17 protein-coding genes are annotated in these 21,588 nt (G+C 48.5%); 3 read left to right on the forward strand and 14 right to left on the reverse strand.

Annotated features, from left to right (window positions below):
- Positions 1-40: 40 nt before the first annotated feature.
- The 4 genes from dld to ACTHUF_RS10650 form a co-directional block, all read right to left on the reverse strand.
- Entirely contained in the window at positions 41-1,732 is a 1,692-nt protein-coding gene (dld, locus tag ACTHUF_RS10635) for a D-lactate dehydrogenase (RefSeq protein ID WP_107811007.1), read from the reverse strand.
- 164 nt (positions 1,733-1,896) lie between these two features.
- Entirely contained in the window at positions 1,897-4,020 is a 2,124-nt protein-coding gene (pnp, locus tag ACTHUF_RS10640) for a polyribonucleotide nucleotidyltransferase (protein WP_315093629.1), read from the reverse strand.
- A 234-nt stretch (positions 4,021-4,254) separates the two neighbouring features.
- On the reverse strand, positions 4,255-5,118 hold the full coding sequence (locus tag ACTHUF_RS10645) for a phosphoribosylaminoimidazolesuccinocarboxamide synthase (protein WP_107810487.1): 864 nt from the start codon (positions 5,116-5,118) through the stop codon (positions 4,255-4,257).
- 163 nt (positions 5,119-5,281) lie between these two features.
- Positions 5,282-6,718 (reverse strand): calcium-binding protein, encoded by a 1,437-nt coding sequence (locus tag ACTHUF_RS10650; protein WP_440407658.1) that lies wholly within the window; start codon positions 6,716-6,718, stop codon positions 5,282-5,284.
- A 439-nt stretch (positions 6,719-7,157) separates the two neighbouring features.
- On the opposite strand from ACTHUF_RS10650, the gene rfbD reads away from it, so the two are divergent.
- The 3 genes from rfbD (at position 7,158) to ACTHUF_RS10665 (ending at position 12,031) form a co-directional block, all read left to right on the forward strand.
- Positions 7,158-8,021 (forward strand): dTDP-4-dehydrorhamnose reductase, encoded by an 864-nt coding sequence (gene rfbD, locus ACTHUF_RS10655; RefSeq protein ID WP_107810488.1) that lies wholly within the window; start codon positions 7,158-7,160, stop codon positions 8,019-8,021.
- 154 nt (positions 8,022-8,175) lie between these two features.
- Positions 8,176-11,022 carry an excinuclease ABC subunit UvrA gene (gene uvrA, locus ACTHUF_RS10660; protein ID WP_440407659.1) on the forward strand — a complete coding sequence of 949 codons (2,847 nt, stop codon included), beginning with the start codon at positions 8,176-8,178 and terminating at the stop codon, positions 11,020-11,022.
- A gap of 28 nt (positions 11,023-11,050) precedes the next feature.
- Entirely contained in the window at positions 11,051-12,031 is a 981-nt protein-coding gene (locus ACTHUF_RS10665) for an AlbA family DNA-binding domain-containing protein (RefSeq protein ID WP_440407661.1), read from the forward strand.
- A gap of 120 nt (positions 12,032-12,151) precedes the next feature.
- Here the strand turns inward: ACTHUF_RS10665 and ACTHUF_RS10670 are convergent, their stop codons facing one another.
- From ACTHUF_RS10670 to ACTHUF_RS10715, 10 genes are all read right to left on the reverse strand, one after another.
- Complete coding sequence (locus tag ACTHUF_RS10670; RefSeq protein ID WP_371489934.1) at positions 12,152-12,931, reverse strand: DNA adenine methylase; 780 nt, start codon at positions 12,929-12,931, stop codon at positions 12,152-12,154.
- 76 nt (positions 12,932-13,007) lie between these two features.
- Positions 13,008-13,127 (reverse strand): zinc finger domain-containing protein, encoded by a 120-nt coding sequence (locus tag ACTHUF_RS10675; protein ID WP_311457636.1) that lies wholly within the window; start codon positions 13,125-13,127, stop codon positions 13,008-13,010.
- A 284-nt stretch (positions 13,128-13,411) separates the two neighbouring features.
- Entirely contained in the window at positions 13,412-13,642 is a 231-nt protein-coding gene (locus tag ACTHUF_RS10680) for a hypothetical protein (RefSeq protein WP_049344603.1), read from the reverse strand.
- An 83-nt stretch (positions 13,643-13,725) separates the two neighbouring features.
- Positions 13,726-15,591, reverse strand: coding sequence for a hypothetical protein (locus ACTHUF_RS10685; RefSeq protein WP_049344601.1), 1,866 nt, complete (start codon positions 15,589-15,591; stop codon positions 13,726-13,728).
- 11 nt (positions 15,592-15,602) lie between these two features.
- Positions 15,603-15,980: a hypothetical protein gene (locus ACTHUF_RS10690; RefSeq protein ID WP_049344599.1), complete on the reverse strand. Its 378-nt coding sequence runs from the start codon at positions 15,978-15,980 to the stop codon at positions 15,603-15,605.
- 3 nt (positions 15,981-15,983) lie between these two features.
- Positions 15,984-16,901 (reverse strand): hypothetical protein, encoded by a 918-nt coding sequence (locus tag ACTHUF_RS10695; RefSeq protein ID WP_049344597.1) that lies wholly within the window; start codon positions 16,899-16,901, stop codon positions 15,984-15,986.
- Positions 16,902-17,003: 102 nt separating this feature from the next.
- Positions 17,004-17,462, reverse strand: a complete 459-nt coding sequence (locus tag ACTHUF_RS10700; protein WP_049344596.1) for a hypothetical protein — start codon at positions 17,460-17,462, stop codon at positions 17,004-17,006.
- Between the two features lie 130 nt (positions 17,463-17,592).
- Entirely contained in the window at positions 17,593-19,278 is a 1,686-nt protein-coding gene (locus ACTHUF_RS10705) for a hypothetical protein (RefSeq protein WP_049344594.1), read from the reverse strand.
- 8 nt (positions 19,279-19,286) lie between these two features.
- Positions 19,287-21,122 (reverse strand): hypothetical protein, encoded by a 1,836-nt coding sequence (locus ACTHUF_RS10710; protein WP_239665353.1) that lies wholly within the window; start codon positions 21,120-21,122, stop codon positions 19,287-19,289.
- Between the two features lie 45 nt (positions 21,123-21,167).
- Positions 21,168-21,578: a hypothetical protein gene (locus tag ACTHUF_RS10715; protein WP_049344592.1), complete on the reverse strand. Its 411-nt coding sequence runs from the start codon at positions 21,576-21,578 to the stop codon at positions 21,168-21,170.
- Between the last annotated feature and the right edge of the window lie 10 nt (positions 21,579-21,588).

Genomic DNA, 21,588 nt, shown 5'->3' on the forward strand with positions numbered 1-21,588 from the left:
CCGTCTGAAATATTCAGACGGCCTTTATTTTAACTATGCTTTATTCTGCCCAGTTTTTCTTCTTACTGGTTTTACCGATACCGGGGTTGAAGCTGTTGGTCGGGTCGAGTTTTTTATAGAACTGTTTCAACTCTGGCTTCGCTTCATACAGATGACCGACATTATGCTCGGCAGGATATTGCGCACCGCGTTGGTCAAGCAGATGGAGCATTTCATGTTCCAAAGCCATGCAGTCGTTGCCTTTTTTAATGATGTAGTCCTGATGGAACACATGACACATAAAATGTCCGTAATACAATTTATGGATAATTTTATTGTCGATTTCGGGCGGCAGGGTTTCAAACCAATCACGATCATCACGGCGCAAGGCGATATCGAGTGCAACCAAATCCTCTACTTCATCATCATGTACAGAACGGTAACGGATCGCGGCAGAAGCCACAGCAAAGCGATGCAGCATGGCCGCCTGCGTTTCTTCGGCATTACATTCGAAGAATGCACCGCCATGGGTTGCAAAATATTCTTTCAAGAAAGCACGCGCTTCTTCTACGCCCTCGCCACCCATTTTCAAGATCAAATGGTGTTCGTATTTGTCGCGATAGTTGCGCATAGACTTCGGCAAGTGATCAGGCAAAATCTTACTGATCAGTTGCATGAATTTATCAGAGAAGTGTTTCGGCAAGAAACTTATCTTTTTGCTGAATCTATCCACACGGGCTTTCAGATCAAACAGTTTCGGAAGTTGGTGGGTACCGAACGTCTTGATGATATAAAACGTATCTTTGCCATAAACGGCAGCAATATCAAAAGCATGACGATGGATATACTCACCGGAAATAGGCAGGTTTTTAAACTCGCTCAAAGCGGCGCGGCGAATATCGGTCAGCTCATTAATATCATTGGTGCCGATATAGAAGACGGCAGTCTGTTTTTCTTGCGGAAAAGTATCTAAGCGTACGGCAAACACCATCAGCTTGCCCGCGCAACCTGATGCTTCATAGTGACGCGCAGGGTCGGCATTAAAACGGGCGGCAGTCGGTTCATTCACTTGGCGGACATGATCGCAGTACGCATGGTCATGCCCTTTGCCTGCATTTTGAACAATGTCTTTTTTCTGATAATGGAAACCTTGCAGGTTGGTCAGAATTTCTTCAGGGGTTTCACCCAAATCAATGCCCAGATGGTTGACCAGCTCTAGTTTGCCCTCATCGTTGATTTGCGCAAACAGGGCCATTTCCGTATAAGCCGGGCCACGCTGTACCAAAGCGCCACCGGAGTTATTACATACGCCGCCCAATACGGATGCGCCGATACAGGACGAGCCTATCACGGAGTGCGGCTCACGGCCTAAAGGTTTCAGCAACAGCTCCAATTGATTCAGGGTAGAACCAGGCAGGCAGACAACTTGTTCGTTATTATTAATCGGCTGAATGATGTTCAGACGCATGGTATTTACAATCACGATATCGCGGTCGTAATCATTGCCGTCAGGAGTCGAGCCGCCAGTCAAACCAGTATTGGCAGCCTGCGTAATCACAATGACATCAGCCTCAACACACGCCTGCAAAATTTGCCACATTTCCAAAACCGTACCCGGACGGACAACCGCCAATGCCTTGCCTTCGCCAAAACGGTAGCCTTGACGGTATTGTTCAGTTTTTGCCGGGTCTGTGATGATGTATTTTTCGCCGACGGTTTGCGTCAGACGGCTGATTAATTGCGTAGCATTCATTGCATACTCCTTGAGAGATTAATATATTTATTAGATTGCAAACATTGTAGTAATCCCTTTTATCAAAGTAAAGGCAAAACCCATTTTTAAATTCACCATTCAAATAAACAAAAGGCCGTCTGAAATTTTCAGACGGCCTTTTGTTTCAAGCTTGAACAATCAAATTATTCAGCTGCTTTCTCTTCGCGAGCAGGCGCTTCCAGCAAAGCTTTGATAGACAGACGTACGCGGCCGCGGTCGTCTACTTCCAATGCTTTCACGTTCACAACCTGACCTACTTGCAGGTAGTCGCTGACATTGCGTACGCGCTCGTGGGCGATTTGGCTGATGTGTACCAAACCGTCTTTGCCCGGCATCACGCTGACAATCGCGCCAACGTTGTTGTCGAGGATTTTAACCACAGTACCTTCGTACACTTTGCCCACTTCCACTTCGGCAGTGATTTCTTCGATGCGTTTTTTCGCCGCATCGCCTGCTTCTTGAGTAGTCGCAGCGATTGTGATGGTACCGTCTTCAGCGATATTGATTTCAGTACCGGTTTCAGCAGTAATCGAACGAATGGTTTCGCCGCCTTTACCAATCACATCACGGATTTTATCTTGGTTGATTTTCATGGTGAACAAGCGTGGCGCGTGTGCAGACAGCTCTTGCGGGCCTGCAACGGCGGCTTTCATCTGATCCAAGATGTGCAAACGTGCTTCTTTGGCCTGAGCCAAAGCGATTTGCATGATTTCTTTGGTAATACCTTGGATTTTGATGTCCATTTGCAGCGCGGTCACACCTTCGGTTGTACCGGCTACTTTAAAGTCCATATCGCCCAAATGGTCTTCGTCGCCCAAGATGTCGGTCAGGACAGCAAATTTGTTATTGTCCAAAATCAGACCCATGGCGATACCGGCAACGTGTGCTTTCAAAGGCACGCCGGCAGACAGCAGGCTCAAGCAGCCGCCGCAGACGGAAGCCATAGAGGAAGAGCCGTTGGATTCGGTAATTTCAGAAACCACGCGCATGGTGTAGCTGAAATCTTCAGGTTCTGGCAATACGGCCAACAACGCACGTTTAGCCAAACGGCCGTGACCGATTTCACGACGTTTTGGCGCGCCTACGCGACCCACTTCACCGGTAGAGTATGGCGGGAAGTTGTAGTGCAGCATGAAGCGGTCGGTGTATTCGCCGGACAGCGCATCAATGATTTGTTCATCACGTGAAGTACCCAAAGTTGCAACCGCCAAAGCTTGGGTTTCGCCACGGGTAAACAGTGCAGAACCGTGAGTGCGCGGCAATACGCCGGTTTGAATGTTCAACGGACGGACGGTGCGGGTGTCGCGACCGTCGATGCGCGGTTGGCCGTCCAAAATTTGGCTGCGGACAACATCGGCTTCCAAGTGTTTGAAAATGCCTTTGATTTCGTTGGCTGCCAAAGTGTCGGTTTCTTCGGTAATCAACGCTTCTTTTACCGCATTCCAAGCTTCGTCCAATTTGGCAGAACGCGCTTGTTTTTGACGGATTTTGAATGCTTCTTTAATGGTTTCGCCGGCAATTTCGCGTACTTTGGCCACCAATTCTTCATTGGTTTCAGGTGCTTTCCAATCCCAAACTTCCGGATTGACTTCGTCGGCAAACTCATTGATGGCATTAATGGCCGCTTGCATTTGATCGTGACCGTAAACAACCGCGCCCAGCATCACTTCTTCAGACAAGATGTCAGCTTCGGATTCCACCATCAACACAGCTTTGGAAGTACCGGCAACCACCAAGTCCAATTGTGATTTCGCCAATTCAGCTTTAGTCGGGTTCAAAACGTACACGCCGTTTACATAACCCACGCGTGCTGCACCAATCGGACCGGCAAACGGTACGCCGCTCAACACCAGCGCAGCAGAAGCGCCCAGCATGGCAGGAATGTCAGAATCGATTTCAGGGTCAACAGACACCACCATCGCTACGATTTGGATGTCATGGTAGAAACCTTCTGGGAACAGAGGACGAATCGGACGGTCAATCAGACGGCTGGTCAGGATTTCTTTTTCGCTTTGTTTGCCTTCGCGTTTGAAGAAACCGCCGGGGATTTTACCTGCTGCGTAAGTACGCTCGAGGTAATCGACAGTCAGAGGGAAGAAGTCTTGGCCTTCTTTCACTTCTTTGTTGGTGGTAACGGCAACCAAAACAACGGTATCGCCCATGGATACTTTAACGGCAGCAGCGGCTTGGCGGGCAATTTCGCCGGTTTCCAAAGTAACGGTTTGATTACCGTATTGGAAGGTCTTAACGTGTTTATTGAACATCATCGTTCCTTTCAAAATACCGCACTGCTAAAACACTAATAATGCACACTAAAATCCGAATGTGCATAGTTAGGGTTTCAGACCGTGCGGCAGGTTATAAACAAGCTTTCAGACGGCCTTTTCGGACGCTGAAAACAATTGCGGATTATAAAGGCAACCATCCTTAAAATCCAGTATTGATACAATAAAAAGGCCGTCTGAAACATATCCTTTTCAGACGGCCTTCAGTCTTCAAAATCAATCTTGTGTCAGTAAAGTCAATGCTTCCTGATATTTCTCGACCGTTTTCTGAATCACATCGGCAGGCACTTTAGGCGCAGGCGCTTTTTTGTTCCAACCGCTTTGCTCCAGCCAGTCGCGGACAAACTGTTTGTCAAAAGACGGCGGATTGGTGCCGACTTTGTATTGATCGGCAGGCCAAAAACGGCTGGAGTCAGGCGTCAACACTTCGTCCATCAAAGTCAGCGTACCCTCTTCGTCCAAACCAAACTCAAACTTGGTGTCGCAAATAATGATACCGCGGGATTTGGCATATTCGGCCGCTTCCTTATAAAGCTGAATCGCCTTGGCGCGTACTTCCGCCGCCAGCTCTTTGCCGATGATGCGTTCGCATTCTTCAAAGCTGATGTTTTCATCATGATCGCCGACTGCAGCTTTGGTCGATGGCGTAAAAATCACTTCGGGCAACTGCTGCGCTTCCTGCATACCTTCAGGCAGTTGAATACCACAGACAGAACCGGTTTTTTGATAATCTTTCCAACCGCTGCCTGCCAGATAACCGCGCACAATGGCCTCCACTTTCACCGGAGTGAGTTTTTTAGCCACGACGGCGCGTTTCTCCAAAGCTTTAGCTTCGTTTTCAGGCAAAACATCGTAAACCGTTTGGCCGGTAAAATGGTTAGGCATGATATGAGCCAGTTTTTTAAACCAAAAATTGGAAATCTGCGTCAGAATCTCCCCTTTACCCGGAATCGGATCATCCAAAATCACATCGAATGCAGACAGACGGTCGGAAGCAACCATCAACATACGTTTATCGTCAATTTCGTACAAATCGCGGACTTTGCCGGAGTAGATTTTTTTCAAGCTGATTTCAGACATTTCGGGTATCTCTTTGGTAAACAGAAGAATTTGGTATTTTAGCCCAATTTAGCATCTTTCGTCAGATTGTTTACAAAATAAAGGCCGTCTGAAACCTTATAGCTCGGTTTCAGACGGCCTTAGCCTTTGATTTTAGGGACAAACCCTAAAAACCATCATCCTATCAGATGGCAGGAGCCTGAGTCTGATCTTGGATTTGGTTCACAGCAGACAGAGAGTAGTAGTCGCCGTGGCCGGTTACTTGGTAAGTGCTACCGTCAGCAAACTTGAAGTTTTCAACTTTGTGATCGTTACCGGTAAACCAGTCATCGATGGTGATGCTGTCGTTAGTACCAACAGAAACAGTCAAGTTAGCACCTGATTTGCTCAGCAATACGTCAGAAGCTGCAACGCCTTTACCGAACAACAAGGTGTCATTACCGCTTTCTTCACGGATAGTGTCGTGACCGTAACCTTTGTCGAAGAAGTAAGTATCATTACCGGTACCGCCGATCAGGATGTCGTTGCCGACGCCGCCGTCGAGGTAGTCGTTACCGTCTTTACCCACCAGGCAGTCGTCACCGGCCAAACCGTACAGATGGTTGTCGCCGCCGTTGCCTTCGATGTTGTTGTTCAAAGAGTTACCGGTACCGTTCAGGTTTTGCATACCTTGCAAAATCAGGTTTTCAACGTGATCGGTCAAGGTGTAGTCAATAACGGTACGGACAGTATCGATACCGGCGTGTGCATTGCCGTACTCGATAACTTGGTCGTTAACGTTGTCAACGAAGTAAACGTCGTTACCATCGCCACCGCGCATGATGTCTGCACCGGAACCACCGTTCAGGTAGTCGTTACCGGCACCGCCTTGCAGGTAGTCTTTACCGTCTTCACCGTACAGAGAGTCGCCGTCGGCATCGCCGTAAATGGTGTCGTTACCGGCACCGGCGTAGATTACGTCTGTACCGTTGCCACCGTAGATGATGTCTTCGCAAGCAGTACCGTAAATGGTATCTTTAGCATCAGTACCGCGGATAACGTTGCCGTCTTTGCAGTCTTCAGCTCGGATGACATTACCAGGGTTTTTATCTTCGTGACCGTATGAATTGTCTTGATTGTGATCGTCTTTACAATCTTTGCAATCCGGTTTGGGTTCTGGTTTAGGCTCAGGTTTTGGCTCTGGCTTAGGTTCTGGTTTCGGCTCAGGTTTTGGTTCTGGCTTAGGCTCAGGTTTTGGTTGTGGTTTTGGTTCTGGTTGCGGTTCTGGTTGTGGCTCAGGTTTAGGCTCAGGTTTTGGTTGAGGCTTAGGCTGAGGTTTAGGTTGTGGTTTTGGACATGGGATCGGTTTGATTGGATCGCAGTTGTAAGGTGGGCAAACCGGAACACATTTGTAGTTAGGCGTTTTTGCCGGTGGGCAGAAAGCCGCAATAGCAGAAACCAGACCGGTTACCGCGTTAACTACTGACACGCCGACGCTGGCAATGCTAGCAATGCTGCCGATAGAAACAGAAGATTTTGCTGCAGGAGCGCAGTAGTAAGAAGAGTAGGAAGCCTTAGGCGCAGGAGCGCAGTAAGAACTAACCAGGGGTCTAGTATAATACCCCCCGTAACAGTATGCCATAATAATTACTCCCAAAAGTTAATAAAATATTGGGTTGACGGAACGAGCAAATCCGCCCTTGCCCAATTATTATTTTAGTAATATTTTGCAAAAAATTTACTCAAAAATATCAAACGGTAGAATTTACCGACAAAAGGACAGAAGCTCCCCCATTTTTAAATACCATTATCCTAATAATCATAAAACATTAACGTTGATTCACAATCTCTTAACCAATATAACTGCTTAATTCATATAGTTAAAATCTATATTTTAACTATAGTTATAGTATATTATTAAAATATTGATAAATAGTTACATTATGGGTAGATAATATTGACTACTTACTCAAATACAGCCCTGTTGGTATTTTGTTCGATGCTAATAATGTGAATTTGCCGTACTTACACTATAATGACGCAGACACCTATTTAACAGCCATCAGAGGAGATACTCAACCATGCGTACTTTATTGACCGGAGCCAAAGGCCAGCTTGCCCGTTGTCTGCGCGACCGCCTGCCCGAAGATTGGGAACTGATTGCTACCGATTCGACTTCACTGGACATTACCGATACTGAAGCTGTGCATCATATGATCAAAAATTTCCAACCCGATGCCATCGTTAATGCCGCAGCTTACACTGCCGTTGATAAAGCAGAAGAAAACGCTGAAGCTGCTTTTGCCGTCAACGCAAGTGCTGTTCACAACTTAGCCGCAGCCGCCCGCGCCGCGCATGCCCGCTTTATCCATATTTCCACCGACTATGTATTCGACGGCGAAGGCAAACGCCCTTACCGCGAAACCGACTACACCAATCCGCGCAGCACTTACGGTCAATCCAAAGTAGCGGGCGAGCTTTTGGCTTTAGCTGCGCATCCTGAAAGCATTATTATTCGCACCTCATGGCTGTTTAGCGAATACGGCAACAATTTCGTCAAAACCATGTTGCGCCTTGCCAAAGAACGCGATTCCCTCTCCGTCGTTCACGACCAAACCGGCTGTCCGACTTATGCAGGCGATTTGGCACACGCCATTATTGAATTATTACAACAACCCACCTCCCCACGCGGCATATTCCATTACTGTGGCAATAAATCGGCAACATGGTACGAATTTACCAAAGCCATCTTTCAGACGGCCCAACAATTAGACGACAGCTTCCGCATTCCGGAACTGAACGCGATTACCACCGATCAATATCCCCTGCCTGCCCCACGTCCGGCATACAGCATCATGGATTGCTCACGCCTGGAGACTGAGTTTGGTATCAAACCGTCCGACTGGCAAAAAGCCCTGCGCGAAATTCTCCGCAAAATCGACTGATAAGCTGATTCATCTATATCAAGGCCGTCTGAAAACACATTTTCAGACGGCCTTTTTGTTTCTTTTATATATATCAAAAGCTTTATCTATCCAGTCTGACATTTGAAAAGTGCTACAATAGCCATTTATTTTATTTTTCAGACGGCCTGACACTATGTGCAACCATCATCCCAAACATTCACACGATAATGACACCATCCGCATCCGCGGCGCGCGCACGCATAATTTAAAAAACGTCGATTTGGATATTCCGCGCCACAAGCTCGTGGTGGTAACAGGATTGTCAGGCAGCGGCAAATCGTCGCTGGCGTTTGATACTTTATATGCCGAAGGCCAACGCCGTTATGTTGAAAGCCTTTCCGCCTATGCCCGTCAGTTTTTGCAGATGATGGACAAACCCGATGTCGATTTGATTGAAGGCCTGTCGCCTGCAATTTCCATCGAGCAAAAATCCACCAGCCACAATCCGCGTTCCACCGTCGGCACGGTTACAGAAATCCACGATTACCTACGCCTTTTATACGCACGCGTCGGTACGCCGTATTGTCCCGAACACAATTTGCCGCTGTCGAGCCAGACCGTATCGCAGATGGTCGATGCCGTCTTGAAGCTGCCGGAAGACACACGCGTGATGATTCTTGCGCCGGCTGTGCGCGAACGTAAGGGTGAGTTTGTCGATTTCTTTGCCGACTTGCAGGCTCAGGGCTTTGCGCGTGTACGTGTGGACGGCGAGGTCTATCAGTTGGACGAAGTGCCGAAGCTGGAAAAAAACATTAAGCACAATATCGATGTCGTCATCGACCGCGTGAAAGTAAAAGCCGACATCAAACAACGTCTGGCGGAAAGTTTTGAAACCGCGCTGCGTCACGGCAACGAGCGCGCGCTGGCAATGGAAATGGACAGCGGCGAAGAGCATTGGTTTTCCGCGCGTTTCGCCTGCCCCGTGTGTTCGTACAGCCTGCCTGAATTAGAGCCGCGCCTGTTTTCGTTCAACAACCCGATGGGCTCCTGCCCGACTTGCGACGGCTTGGGCAATACTAACTTCTTCGATCCCGAAAAAGTGGTCGCACATCCCGAATTATCCTTAGCAGCAGGCGCGATTGACGGCTGGGACAAACGCAACCAATTCTATTTCCAAATGATTCAATCGTTGGCGCATCATTATAAATTTGATGTCAACGCCGCTTGGGAAAGCCTACCGGAAAAAGTGAAAAAAGTCGTGTTACACGGTTCGGGCAAAGAAGTCATCGACTTCACCTACCTGTCCGAACGCGGCACCACCTTCAACCGCAGCCACGCCTTCGAAGGCATCATCCCCAATCTCGAACGCCGCTACCGCGAAACCGACAGCGAAACCGTGCGCGAAAAACTGCGCGAATACCAAAACCACCGCGCCTGCCCGAGCTGCGGCGGCGCACGTTTGCGCAAAGAAGCGCGCTACGTTTACGTCAGCGGCGAACCGCTGCATGAAGTCTCCGCCTGGCCGCTGACCAAAACCCACCAATTCTTCGAAACGCTGGATTTGGACGGCAACAAAAAACAAATCGCCGAGAAAATCCTCAAAGAAATCACCGAGCGGCTCGGCTTCCTGATTAACGTCGGGCTGGATTACCTGAATTTAAGCCGCTCCGCCGAAACCCTTTCCGGCGGCGAAGCCCAGCGCATCCGCCTCGCCAGCCAAATCGGCAGCGGCCTGACCGGCGTGATGTACGTTTTGGACGAACCCTCCATCGGCCTGCACCAACGCGACAACGACCGCCTGCTCGCCACCCTCAAACGCCTGCGCGATTTGGGCAACAGCGTGATTGTGGTCGAACACGACGAAGACGCCATCCGCGAAGCCGATTTCGTGGTCGATATGGGCCCCGGCGCGGGCGAACACGGCGGCAACGTACTGATTGCCGACACGCCCGAAAACGTCGCCAAATGCGAAAAATCCGTTACCGGACAATACCTCAGCGGCAAGAAATCCATTGCCGTGCCGTCTGAACGCACGCCCGTCAATCCCGACAGAATGCTCGTCCTCAAAGGCGCGCGCGGCAACAACCTCAAAAACGTTACTCTCGAGCTGCCGCTCGGTTTGATTACCTGCATCACAGGCGTATCCGGCAGCGGCAAATCCACCCTGATTAACGACACCCTCGCCAAAATCACCGCCCGCGAACTCAACCGTGCCCAAGAAGAACCCGCCCCATACGACGACATCCACGGCCTCGAACACCTCGACAAAGTCATCAACGTCGACCAATCCCCCATCGGCCGCACCCCGCGCTCCAACCCCGCCACCTACACCGGCCTGTTCACCCCCATCCGCGAACTCTTCGCCGGTGTCCCCCTCTCGCGCGAACGCGGCTACAACGTCGGCAGATTCTCCTTCAACGTCAAAGGCGGCCGCTGCGAAGCCTGCCAAGGCGACGGCGTGATTAAAGTCGAAATGCACTTCCTGCCCGACGTGTACGTCCCCTGCGAAGTCTGCCACGGCAAACGCTACAACCGCGAAACCCTCGAAATCCAATACAAAGGCAAAAACATCAGTCAAGTCCTCGACATGACCGTCGAAGAAGCCCGCGAATTTTTCGACGCCGTCCCCACCGTATCGCGCAAACTGCAAACCCTGATGGACGTAGGCCTCGGCTACATCCGCCTCGGCCAGTCCGCCACCACCCTCTCCGGCGGCGAAGCCCAGCGCGTCAAACTCGCCTTGGAACTCTCCAAACGCGACACCGGCAGAACGCTCTATATCCTCGACGAACCCACCACCGGCCTACACTTCGCCGACATCGCCCTACTGCTGGAAGTCATAGGTCGTCTGAAAGGCAAAGGCAACTCAATAGTGATTATCGAGCATAATCTGGATGTGATTAAAACTGCGGATTGGATTGTCGACTTAGGGCCGGAAGGCGGTGATGGTGGGGGCAGGATTATTGCGAAAGGTAGCCCCGAGCAGGTGGCGAAGGTGAAGGGGAGTTATACTGGGAAGTATTTGAAGGTGGTTTTATAATTTGTTATTGTCTATATGGAGTTTAGTGATGAGTAATTATCAAATAAAAGATTTAAATATTGATGAAGTAGTTCAATTATGTAGTCGTGATGAATCACATTTTTTTGATTATAAATCATCTGACATAGATGGCAAGAAAATACAGAAAATTGCAGTAGCATTTGCAAATGCTGATGGTGGTGAGTTTATTATTGGTATTGCTGATAAAAAAGAAAATATATATCCACAAAATAGATGGCAAGGATTACTTAATATTGAAGCTTTTAATGCAGTATTTCAGAATCTTTCTGAAATCTCTCCTTCAATAACTTATGAAGCCGAATTCCTAAGATCACCTGATAAAACAATGGTATTATCTATTCAGGTAGAAAAAGGAGTTAGTGTTCATCAGACAGCATCTAAAGAAGTGTATGTTCGTAAATCTGCTCAATCCTTATTGCTTAAGGATCAGCCAAAAATACAAGAATTAGCCTTTTCAAAAGGAGCAGCTTCTTTTGAAGATAAAGTTATTGAAGATTCAACTATTGAAGATGTTGAAAATTCGGAAGAAATTAAATTATTTTTGCAAGACGTTTCACCACATATAGATTCAAAAAATTTTTTAAAAAAACAAAATTTACTAGATAGAAGCACAGAAAAACCAAGAGCTGCTGGGATATTATTATTTTGTGATGAACCTACTCCTATTTTTCCTACGAGATGTGCAATAAAAATTGCAAGATATGATACATCAGAAATAATTCCAGAGAGAATTCACTTGAAGGAACAGTTCACTATTGAAGGTAGTTTACATGAACAGATCCAAGCTGCTGCTGCAACTATTAAAAAAGTGATGGATGGTATCCAAATTATGGGATCTTCTGGACTTGAGAAGATAAATTATCCACCTGAAACGATTTGGGAAATATTGGTAAATGCTGTAATTCATAGAGATTATTCAATAGCAGATGATATTCAAATACAGATATTTAATAATAGAATTATCGTGAAAAGTCCTGGAAAACTGTAAGGTCGCGGCGGATTTGTCATAGTTTCGCGGAAATTTTGACACTTTTAAAAATATCGACTGTGCCAAATAAATTGCAATTCAGAAATGAAAACAAAAGCGACGATACCGTCGCTTTTTATTTTACCAATTACATACGACCAACTCTCCACTGGCTTTACCAGTTTTATTTCTTCCGACCGTATAAGCCAATTCAAGTTGAGTGATACGGAAATCTTTAAACAATTCCCTGATATCAGGGTGGTCATTAATGGATAGCATGACCTTACCCTTACTCTCTGCCATTACCTTGGCCAGTAATTCATACTGCTCCCAGCCAAATGATTGGTCATAGCCTGCGGTCTGCCAATATGGTGGGGCTGCATAGAAGAAGGTGTGCTCACGGTCATATCGTTTGAAGCAACGATCCCATGATTCATTCTCTATATAAACACCTTTTAAACGGTCTTTAGCAGCCTTTAATTTAACCTCAATCTGAGATGCATCCCATGCTTTTGACGTGGTAGCTGTACCAAAATGCTGATGGACGGTTTTGCCGCCGAAGGCGTTGTGTTGAAGGTAGAAGAAACGAGCGGCACGTTGAATATCTGTCATGCATTCAGGCGGCGTGTTTTGCAGGCAGGAGAATGTCTCGCGGCTGGTCAGCGTCCACTCGAACTGACGGACGAACTCGTCGAAATGGTGTTGTACCACACGATAGAGATTGATAAGCTGTCCGTTGATATCGTTGAGCACCTCAACTTTTGCAGGAATCGGGCGCATAAAGAATAATGCTGCACCACCGGAAAACAATTCAACATAACAAGAATGCTCGGGGAACATGGGCAAAAGATGTTTTGCCAAACGACGTTTGCCACCCATCCAGGGGATAATAGGTAATGTCTGTTGCATTTTTTGCATCATATATACTCCTAAATTATGGCAGATGCTCTAAATCAGATTTAATATGATGCTCAAAGGCATTCTTTTGATTTATTAATTAGCTGAAAGAATTGATGTTTTTACAACGAGCGCACTTTATTTGTACACAACCGCTGCCTTTTGCCAGCAATTTCCCACAAAACTTACAGCGTAATTCACGATAGATTTGCATTTGCATCCACTCCTGTATCAGATAGAATGCCTCGGTCTCTAGAGACTAAGGCGGCCTTAGAAGTCAATGCAGGCATACTCTGCTTGGCTGGCGTAACAGTGTTGCCGCACTGTTACGTCGCCGTCCCACTTATATTTAAAATCCTCCCCAAGGCCGCCTTATTCAGACGGCCTTTTATTTATATTTGCCTACAAATAGCGTAACTCTTTCGCTTTTGCGATGATACGTTCGGCGCATAATTATTTTATGACGTTATACGAAAGCAACGCCTGGCTGTACTGCACTTATCCTTATACGCCCAGCTCTAAAACAGTCGTATTGGGAGCCTGACCAAGGATACGGTTGCTCAAGACATCATAAAACACGCGCTGATTTAAAGCGGCTTGCCCGCTTAAAACAAGATTGCCGCCGCTTTGCGTTTGCGCCGCCCATGAGCCGCCGCCCAAATCGCCCGTTATTTTGGCAATGCCGCGCTGTTCGCGCTTGAGCAGTGCCGTCAGGTTTTGATACAGATTAGTCATTTTGTTATCCTCAACAAAAATATAAAAGGCCGTCTGAACATGGCTTTCAGACGGCCTTTAAAGCATCTTTAAACCAGCTTTAATCATTCGTCAAAATAGCGGTCTATCGTTACATTTTGAGTAACGACAGGGGCGTCGTTTTCGATTTTGACTTCGACCGACACACCAACCACCACGCCTTGCCAGCTCCCCGTAGGCTCATTGATTTGCCAAATCTCGCCTAAATTCGCCATAGGAACGGCGTATTTATCCGATACCGGCAAAGACACCGTTTCGCGTTTATGAACGCCAGTCTCGCTTAAAGCGGCGATACCGGCGGCAAGCAAGACCGGCTGGTCGGTATAAAGCGTATTGGTCAGCGCGGAGGCACGCGGCTCGCGGTTGCTGCCGTTGCGGTACACATCCGCGCCTTTGCCCTTGTTATGGCTCGGCCAAACATAAACCCCATTGGCACGCTCCGATACATTGCGCTGGCCGCTGATGCTGAAAATCACGCTGACAGGGACACTGACATCGGCAGGCGCATCGGAAACCTCCCAAGAAGCCTTTTTCCATTTAGGCTTAAAGCGGACAACAGGTCGGGCGCGGTCGCTCTCCACAAATCCCCCTGCGGCTTGAGCCAGCTCTTGCAAAACAGCAATCGGCGTTTTATCGGTCAACGAATACACATCTCCCGGAATCAACCAATCAACCATCGTCCAGCCGTCCAAATCCACGCCTGTCGGGCGTAAAACCTCCGTTGCGATTTGTTGCGCATAAATCGGATTGCGGTATGTACCACGGCCTTTAGGCGCATAGTCCGCGCCCAAACGGGCGGTAACACTGCGGCCGGTTACCGTATAGCTCTTTTGCCCGAAGCGGCGGTTGTCGCTGTAATCTTCCGCGATGATGACAAAAGTATCCGCATTGATTTGCACCTCGATTTCGGCTTCCCGGCCTTTCGGTCGGGCATCAGGATTAATCTTGGCGAAATCATCGGGCGAAACCGTCAAACTGCCTTGCCAACAATAACCGGCAGTGTCCGTCGTAAAGGACGCAGAAAACAGCCCAATCGGCTGGCCGTCAACCGTAGCCTTAATAATATTTTGCATGATATATCCGTCTAAAACAGGAGTGCTTACCGTATCAAAACAAGCAAACGGCAGCGGAATATGGCGCGCATCGTGTGCAATCTTTTTGCGGTAAAACCGCAGGTTCAGTCGGTTTGAAGGCGGGCGGATACCGCAAACATAAGTTTCAGGCACAGGCTCCGGCTCAACCGGAATCTCATAATACTCGCAAGGCACAGCCAAAGCAGGAAGGCTTTGCGGATGCGCACATCGTGCCAATACCGCCGCCTCGCGCACATCCGACACCAAACAATCACCAACCGGCGCGTCATCGGAAAACACACTCTCCGAACATGCTGCCAAAGCCTCGCCAAGACCCGCCGACGATTGATCCGCATTACAGCCACTTAAGAACAAATCATCGGGGAAAGCATCATGCAAACAGCCATCCAGACCATCCATTCCGGCCTGTACCGCCTGCATACACCCGGCAACCCAGTCAGACAAGCCGACCGTTTCATGCAGGCAGCTCTCCAATTCAGGCATATCCGAAAAGGCCGTCTGAAAACAAACCGCCTCCCCGATAGCCTCCGCCGTTATCCCCGACACTTGGACAGCCATGTCACCCAAATCATAACGACCGGCCGCGCACACTGCCTGCGTTGACACCGCCTGCTGCACAAAGCCCCACGCCCCTGAAACAGTCGCATAACCATCTGGAGGGCGGTACGGATTAGGCTTGGGCGGCGTATCGGGAATAATCTCGCCGCCATCCTCAATATGGCGTAAAGGCCGTCTGAACGCCAACGGCAAGAGCCTGGACGACGGACGGGAGCCAATCGCCAAACCGAAAGGCAAAGGGATACGCGACGAATCAGCATAAATTTTGTCTTCGGACATTTCAGACGGCCTCAACCGCCGCCGTCACGCTCGACATAAGGCTTAATAAAATCATAAGAAACAGGCTCGTATTGCTTTTTATAATCCGTCGCCACCATCAAATACTCCTCGTCTTCCTTGAGCCGGTCAAAGCGGTAGCTGCCGTCTTCCGCGCTCCAAGTATCGGCGATGCAGTACATATTAGGCCGGACAAACAGATAAATACGGCGCGAAGCCGGCTGACCGCCCACCGTAACAATGCCCGTACCTTCGCCGGCGATATAGCCGTGGCCGCCGTATTTCCAGTGCAGCGATTTGACAGCACGGCTTCGCCCAATGCGATTGACGTTTTTGCCGCGCAGCTTGCCACGTTTAACGGCAAGACGGCTGCGGAAAACATAATTCGGCATGACTTACAGCTCCCAGGCCGTGAGGTTTACCAAAAAAGAGCCCCCGCCAATTGTATTGATATACATAAATCTGTCTTCGCTATCGTCTAAATTGTCGTAAACCGTTCCCATCGAAATAACGTCTCCTGCGGGCATCGTTTCGCCAATTTTCATAAAGCCAGGTAGTAATCCGCGAATGGCATATTCATCACTACCAATTAATTCTTTTAGATAAATATCATCTGCTATGAAACCACCTGTAATAGGATTAGGATAGCTACCATAATTACCATCTACTTTACTTATAAGACTCATAGGATAAGGAGCATCTCCCTTATAATCACGCATCGGCACCACAAAAATAACAACTTCATTGCCACTGCCAAAAACAAAATTTTCATCTACATCTGACGCATATCCAAGCAGGGTATTCGCGGCGTCAGCCACGGCGAGACTGGAGAAATTGCCAAAAATAAAAAACGAGCAATAATCCTGCCATAAAATAATTAAAGTAAATGCGCGCTCATTTCCGACCACAACCCATTGGATCTTATCCCGGTTACTGTCGTCTTTTTTGTAGATGAAATTGTGAAATCCACTGCTGTTGTTAACCTTTTGTTTGACTTTCCCCGCCTTTGCCGATTTCGGCTCCAAAAGACCGCATAAATCAACGTATCTTGCACGGTTTCCATATTTTGAGTCATCCACCCCCAGCCACCACTTTGTCGCCTTCGGGTGCATACTGCGGAAACAGGCTTCTTGCGTCTTTTCAAACGCCATTTCCCAGCCCAGCCCGTCCTTGCGCTTATTGCCCTCGCCATAACCGGTAACCAGGCAGGCTTTTAAAATCGTTTTAATGCTGCCTGCCACCGATTCAACCTGCGGCGCACCCTCGTCATCCCAGCGGTAAACCTTTACCGGCACACGTTGCGTATCAAACATTTCAGACGGCCTTTCTTTTTACTTCAATAATTTAAAACCCCATTAAAACAAAAGCCCCGAAAATCGGGGCTTGGCATAGTTGCACTCAGAGCGATGATTCGCTTATTTTTTATTACAGGCCATCTCAAAAACCTCATTGCCAATACTGTCCTCCTGAAGAACCGCATATTTCTCGCCATCAATATAAACAAATCCTTTGTAACCGACATAACCGCCCATTGAATTTTTGCTATTGACCATGCCGCACACATGCTTTTTCTTATCCTTGCTGACTTGACCTGCAATCAAATCTTTAAATTTCACAGAATCAGGGTCTTTCATCATATTTCTAACAGCCTCTTTTGCACGCTCCAATAATTCGGCCTCTTCCTTTTCTGATTTCAATCGCAGCATCTCTTTTTTCACCTCCTCTTGCCGCTTCGCTTCATTTTCTGCTGCAATCTTTGCTTCATACTCTTTCTTAATCATCTCTTTTTTCTGATTATTCATATAAGCCCGACTAACAGCGGCTGCCATTAATATTGCCACAACCACCATCAGGATTTTCATGCCTTTCCCCATTTTCTCGCTTCCTTTCACTATTTGAATAAAGATTAAAAGGTTAGTTTTACAGATAAAAGGTATAAATGCAAATTAATTAACCATTTTACTTAAAGGCCCTCTGAAAGTGCTATTCAGACGGCCTTATCTTTTATTCGGCCACCGTATTGCCGCGCAAACACGCGGTAAAACCATCGCGGCCGTTTTGCTTGTCCGGCGAAGGCTGGACACTGCGCAAAATCCAAACGGGCAACGGCGTGCCGTAAGTATTGAAGCGGATACAGTTCTGTACCGACCAGCCGCCGCCGAATGCGGCCGCCTTTAGCGTGAAATAAGGCTTGCCGGTTGCCGGATTGGTCGGCGCAAGATCGGTCAAGGTATCGCTTTGAGCGACCAAGCCCAGCCGCTCGCCGTAAAGCTCAAATTGGGTTGCAGTAATGAATTTAATCAGCCAGCGCTCGGTAATCGCGCCGTTGCTGGCCAACTTAATCGGGTAGTCTTTGACATTGGTACGCGCCAAAATAGGTTCCCCGCGTTGCGCGTCACTCCACACATTGTCCCATGCCTGTTGCGAAAACGGCTCGGTAGCGCGCACCAGCAAATCGCCGCCGATCAGGGCGGAAGACACAAATGTATGCTCCTTCGGATAATTGCGCCCAATCGCAAACTGGAGTTTCAGACGGCCTGAAATATCGACGCCGGTCACACGGTTTTCCTCTTCCCATGCACAAACGGCAGTCAGCGGCAGGGTATATTGCGACAAGTCCAACGGCTCGGCAAAGGTAATGCTGCCCGCCTTGAGGTCTGCCGTGTATTTCTCGGCGAGGACGTGTTTGCCCTTACTGTCGACCAAGCAGAGGCGGTCGATATTTTGACGGTTGAGCGTTATTTTTTGAGCGGCGGTAAACGCGCTGCCCAAATCCTGCTTGAGCCGGTTTGAAATCACGATCATATCGCCTTTCCTAAACACGGGGACACGTCCGTCGGCAGGCAGGCGCACGGCATCAATGCCGATAATCGACGAATCCAAAGGCAGGTTGTCTTGTGTCACGGCGTTGTAGCGTAAATCTTCGGGGTAGAAACCCTCATCGCGCTTAATTTCGTAGAAACCTGTCTCGTAGTCGATTTTTCCCGTAATACCGCCGGTAATTTCCCCGGCGGCGTTGCTTCTGCCGACAATTTCGCCATTCCCCGCGTAAACGGTAAAGCTTTCAGGCTTGACCGGTGCGGCAGGTGTGCGGCCTGCATAGCCATAACCCTTGATCTGTGGCTGACGTACGATACCGCCTGTGATTTTAAGATTCAGGAAGGCAATACTACGGTCATTGATAATGACTTTACCGTCAGCAGTCAACGTACCGACTGCATCGCCCGAACCTCCTACTGCATTCCAATTCTTATAAAGCGTACCGCCTCGCTCGACAATCTCTGTCTCGCCGTCATGAAATGACCAGGTATCAAAAACACAGATGCTTCCCTGATCAAAGTCGCTCAAAACATTAAATAACAAGCCGCCGTTCAAGCTGCCACGACGTTTTTTTACTGAAGCTGGATCACTAGTCAGGTAATCTGCATACCAACTGACTATTTTTCCATAACGGTTTATTGTTTTGGCCTCAAGCAATTCTAGGTACTTATATTTTGTACCCAAAATATTTCCTTCGACTATCCGTCTTTCTTGACCGGCAACCTGTAACACCGTTTTAGGTACGATCATTGTCGAACCTACACCACTCACACCCTCGACTTTTCGACCGCCGATTGTGAACTCGCCATTTTTCGCAGGGTTGGCGGACAATACAATTTTAAAGCCGCCTGAACCAGTTTTGATTCCCATTACTTATCCTATCCCAATGCTGCCGCATAACCAGAATAACTGTTTGAAACAGTTGTACTTGTATATTCTTCAAAGCTTCCCAAAGCCGTTAAAGAAACAGTGCGCCAATCCGGTACTGCCGTACCTAGTGTGATATTCCACACCTCTCCTTTTTCCTCTGCGGTCAAGCCAAGACCATCAGCAAGGCCAACTTGAATACGATCAGGCTCATCACAAACATAATCAACTGAAGTAGAGTCAATATAAGCCGGCAATTTAATCGTGCCGTTCAAATAATCCACGTTGCCAGTTGCATCACCTGTTAATTTTCCTGCGCCATCGTCTTGCGCTCTTTTCTTACCGTTATTTTGCCAAGTAAGCACCAGCGTTCCCGGTTTAATTGAATGTCCCAGGGAATAAGTGCACTCCCCGTTTGCCGCTTTGGGCAGATTATTTCCGCCCGTCTTTCCGCCATCAAAAGACGTAAAACCAGAGGAGTCTCCCCATTGGAACACCAAGCGGCTGCCAACATCCGGAAGAGACGGTAGATTAAGCAATACACTGCCTGTTGCAGACGACACCGTACCTACACTTTTACCGGCCTCATCCCGTAATACGCCGTCGCCTGTATCTGTCAAAACATACCAAACTCCCAAAGCCATAAAAGACACTTTTAAACTACCCAAAGCAGGATTAGGTCTAAGCAGAGGGGCAAATGATGTACCGTGATTGGTTTCTTTAATTTCTACCGCAAAAGCATATCGCGCTGATGACGATTTAGCACCCGGAACCGCAGTTACCGTGTAATAACCTGTCGGCAAACCACTCAGACGCCCATGAGCGTAATCGGCATTGACGATATTGTCCCCGCTTTTAAGTTGACCGAAGCCATTGTCTGTGTAGTTCCCAATCTTGATACTGCCGGGTAAAACAGCCGAAGGCAAAGTTAAGGTTCCACTATCGACATGCCCCGCAAAAAGCTGTTTTTCCGGCGCAGCAGCGACCCATGCTTCCCCGGGAACCGGGTATTCATCCGCATAAGGTGTCTCGACTGTCGAAGTCGGTACAAGCTTTTCATAAATGCTTGACACCATCAGCGCGGCATCTCCTGCCGAAAGGCCGTCTGATACAGGTTTTACGCCATAATAAGCCGCGGAATCTGCCACTTGAGTTTCCAAAATTTTAACTTTAGGCGCGGCATACCCCTTAACCGGATAATCGACACCATCAAAATCTCGGGTCAACGGATTGCTGATTTCCATTTTGACTACACGGCGCGGCACTTCTTCGACCTCGCCGTTTGATTTTGGAATCTCGAAAATGCGCACCTCGTCTTCGATGTTGATAATGCGGAAATACTCTGTGATACGGCGCGTCATATTTTCAGTTTTATCCTCATATTGCAGACAATAACGCTCGCCGACCTTCGGCAAAGGAGCCTCTACGCGCTGATACGCCTGCACGAGACGTACACCTGCCAAATGGCGACCCAATAACGTCATGCGGCTCTCCACCGTCGGCACAGAATACGCCTCAATGCGCGGCATAATATCCGCGCGGCTCTCGCCGTAGTTGCGCGCCTTAAATGCCAAGAAAGACACGTTTTCAGAGGTCGGTGGCTCGGTAATGACGAAATGACCGCCGTAAAGCGGCTCGGAGTCGTTACGCAAAACAGCAGGGTACAGCAGACGCGCGTCCAGGCTGCCCATCGTGCGGTCAACGTCCGAGACAGGCGGAAAAATCTCGTTATCCTCGCCCGTCAGCGGCTGGCCGACCATCAAACCGCCGCCGTCAGGCGTATCGGTCATGCGCTGGCTGGGGTAAATCTGCAAATCCTGCTGCGTCAGGCGCGTTGTTTTTTCCATTTTGAAACCTTTTTAAATCCTGTTTAAACCTACTTTCAGACGAAATTAAAACGTCATCAGGCAGAGCTGGGCGGTGTATCGCTCGCTATCCGTTTCCGGCGTTGAGTAATGCACCGGCTCGACATTGTTCAAAGCCGCGTTGTGGGTACGCCAAATGACATTAAATTCGCGGCCGTCGTAATGAGTCAGCGTCATTTCCAACTCGGGGACGTCCGTCCAATCGCGCAACGTACGCAAGATACTCAAATCAAGCCACACCCAATCGCCCGACAGCGTAATCGGACGACCGTTAGCCTTAATGCCTTGTTGGATGACCAATCCGCCCGACAAGGTGCGCTGCGGAGCGGCCTGAGCTACCTTGCTCCATTCAAATTCATCGTCCCAGCGCATATCCTGCGGCAGATGTACAGCCACGCCGTTGTCTTTTCGCTTCAGTGTCCATTCTTGATTTGCCATTTCAGACGGC

This window comes from Neisseria sp. P0024.S006, from assembly GCF_051956595.1.
In the GTDB taxonomy this organism is placed as follows: domain Bacteria; phylum Pseudomonadota; class Gammaproteobacteria; order Burkholderiales; family Neisseriaceae; genus Neisseria.

What these genes read in the sequence shown, in the direction of transcription:
- dld (WP_107811007.1), bottom strand. Translation starts at nt 1,732, where the DNA reads ATGAATGCTACGCAATTAATCAGCCGTCTGACGCAAACCGTCGGCGAA.
- pnp (WP_315093629.1), bottom strand. Translation starts at nt 4,020, where the DNA reads ATGATGTTCAATAAACACGTTAAGACCTTCCAATACGGTAATCAAACC.
- ACTHUF_RS10645 (WP_107810487.1), bottom strand. Translation starts at nt 5,118, where the DNA reads ATGTCTGAAATCAGCTTGAAAAAAATCTACTCCGGCAAAGTCCGCGAT.
- ACTHUF_RS10650 (WP_440407658.1), bottom strand. Translation starts at nt 6,718, where the DNA reads ATGGCATACTGTTACGGGGGGTATTATACTAGACCCCTGGTTAGTTCT.
- rfbD (WP_107810488.1), top strand. Translation starts at nt 7,158, where the DNA reads ATGCGTACTTTATTGACCGGAGCCAAAGGCCAGCTTGCCCGTTGTCTG.
- uvrA (WP_440407659.1), top strand. Translation starts at nt 8,176, where the DNA reads ATGTGCAACCATCATCCCAAACATTCACACGATAATGACACCATCCGC.
- ACTHUF_RS10665 (WP_440407661.1), top strand. Translation starts at nt 11,051, where the DNA reads ATGAGTAATTATCAAATAAAAGATTTAAATATTGATGAAGTAGTTCAA.
- ACTHUF_RS10670 (WP_371489934.1), bottom strand. Translation starts at nt 12,931, where the DNA reads ATGATGCAAAAAATGCAACAGACATTACCTATTATCCCCTGGATGGGT.
- ACTHUF_RS10675 (WP_311457636.1), bottom strand. Translation starts at nt 13,127, where the DNA reads ATGCAAATGCAAATCTATCGTGAATTACGCTGTAAGTTTTGTGGGAAA.
- ACTHUF_RS10680 (WP_049344603.1), bottom strand. Translation starts at nt 13,642, where the DNA reads ATGACTAATCTGTATCAAAACCTGACGGCACTGCTCAAGCGCGAACAG.
- ACTHUF_RS10685 (WP_049344601.1), bottom strand. Translation starts at nt 15,591, where the DNA reads ATGTCCGAAGACAAAATTTATGCTGATTCGTCGCGTATCCCTTTGCCT.
- ACTHUF_RS10690 (WP_049344599.1), bottom strand. Translation starts at nt 15,980, where the DNA reads ATGCCGAATTATGTTTTCCGCAGCCGTCTTGCCGTTAAACGTGGCAAG.
- ACTHUF_RS10695 (WP_049344597.1), bottom strand. Translation starts at nt 16,901, where the DNA reads ATGTTTGATACGCAACGTGTGCCGGTAAAGGTTTACCGCTGGGATGAC.
- ACTHUF_RS10700 (WP_049344596.1), bottom strand. Translation starts at nt 17,462, where the DNA reads ATGGGGAAAGGCATGAAAATCCTGATGGTGGTTGTGGCAATATTAATG.
- ACTHUF_RS10705 (WP_049344594.1), bottom strand. Translation starts at nt 19,278, where the DNA reads ATGGGAATCAAAACTGGTTCAGGCGGCTTTAAAATTGTATTGTCCGCC.
- ACTHUF_RS10710 (WP_239665353.1), bottom strand. Translation starts at nt 21,122, where the DNA reads ATGGAAAAAACAACGCGCCTGACGCAGCAGGATTTGCAGATTTACCCC.
- ACTHUF_RS10715 (WP_049344592.1), bottom strand. Translation starts at nt 21,578, where the DNA reads ATGGCAAATCAAGAATGGACACTGAAGCGAAAAGACAACGGCGTGGCT.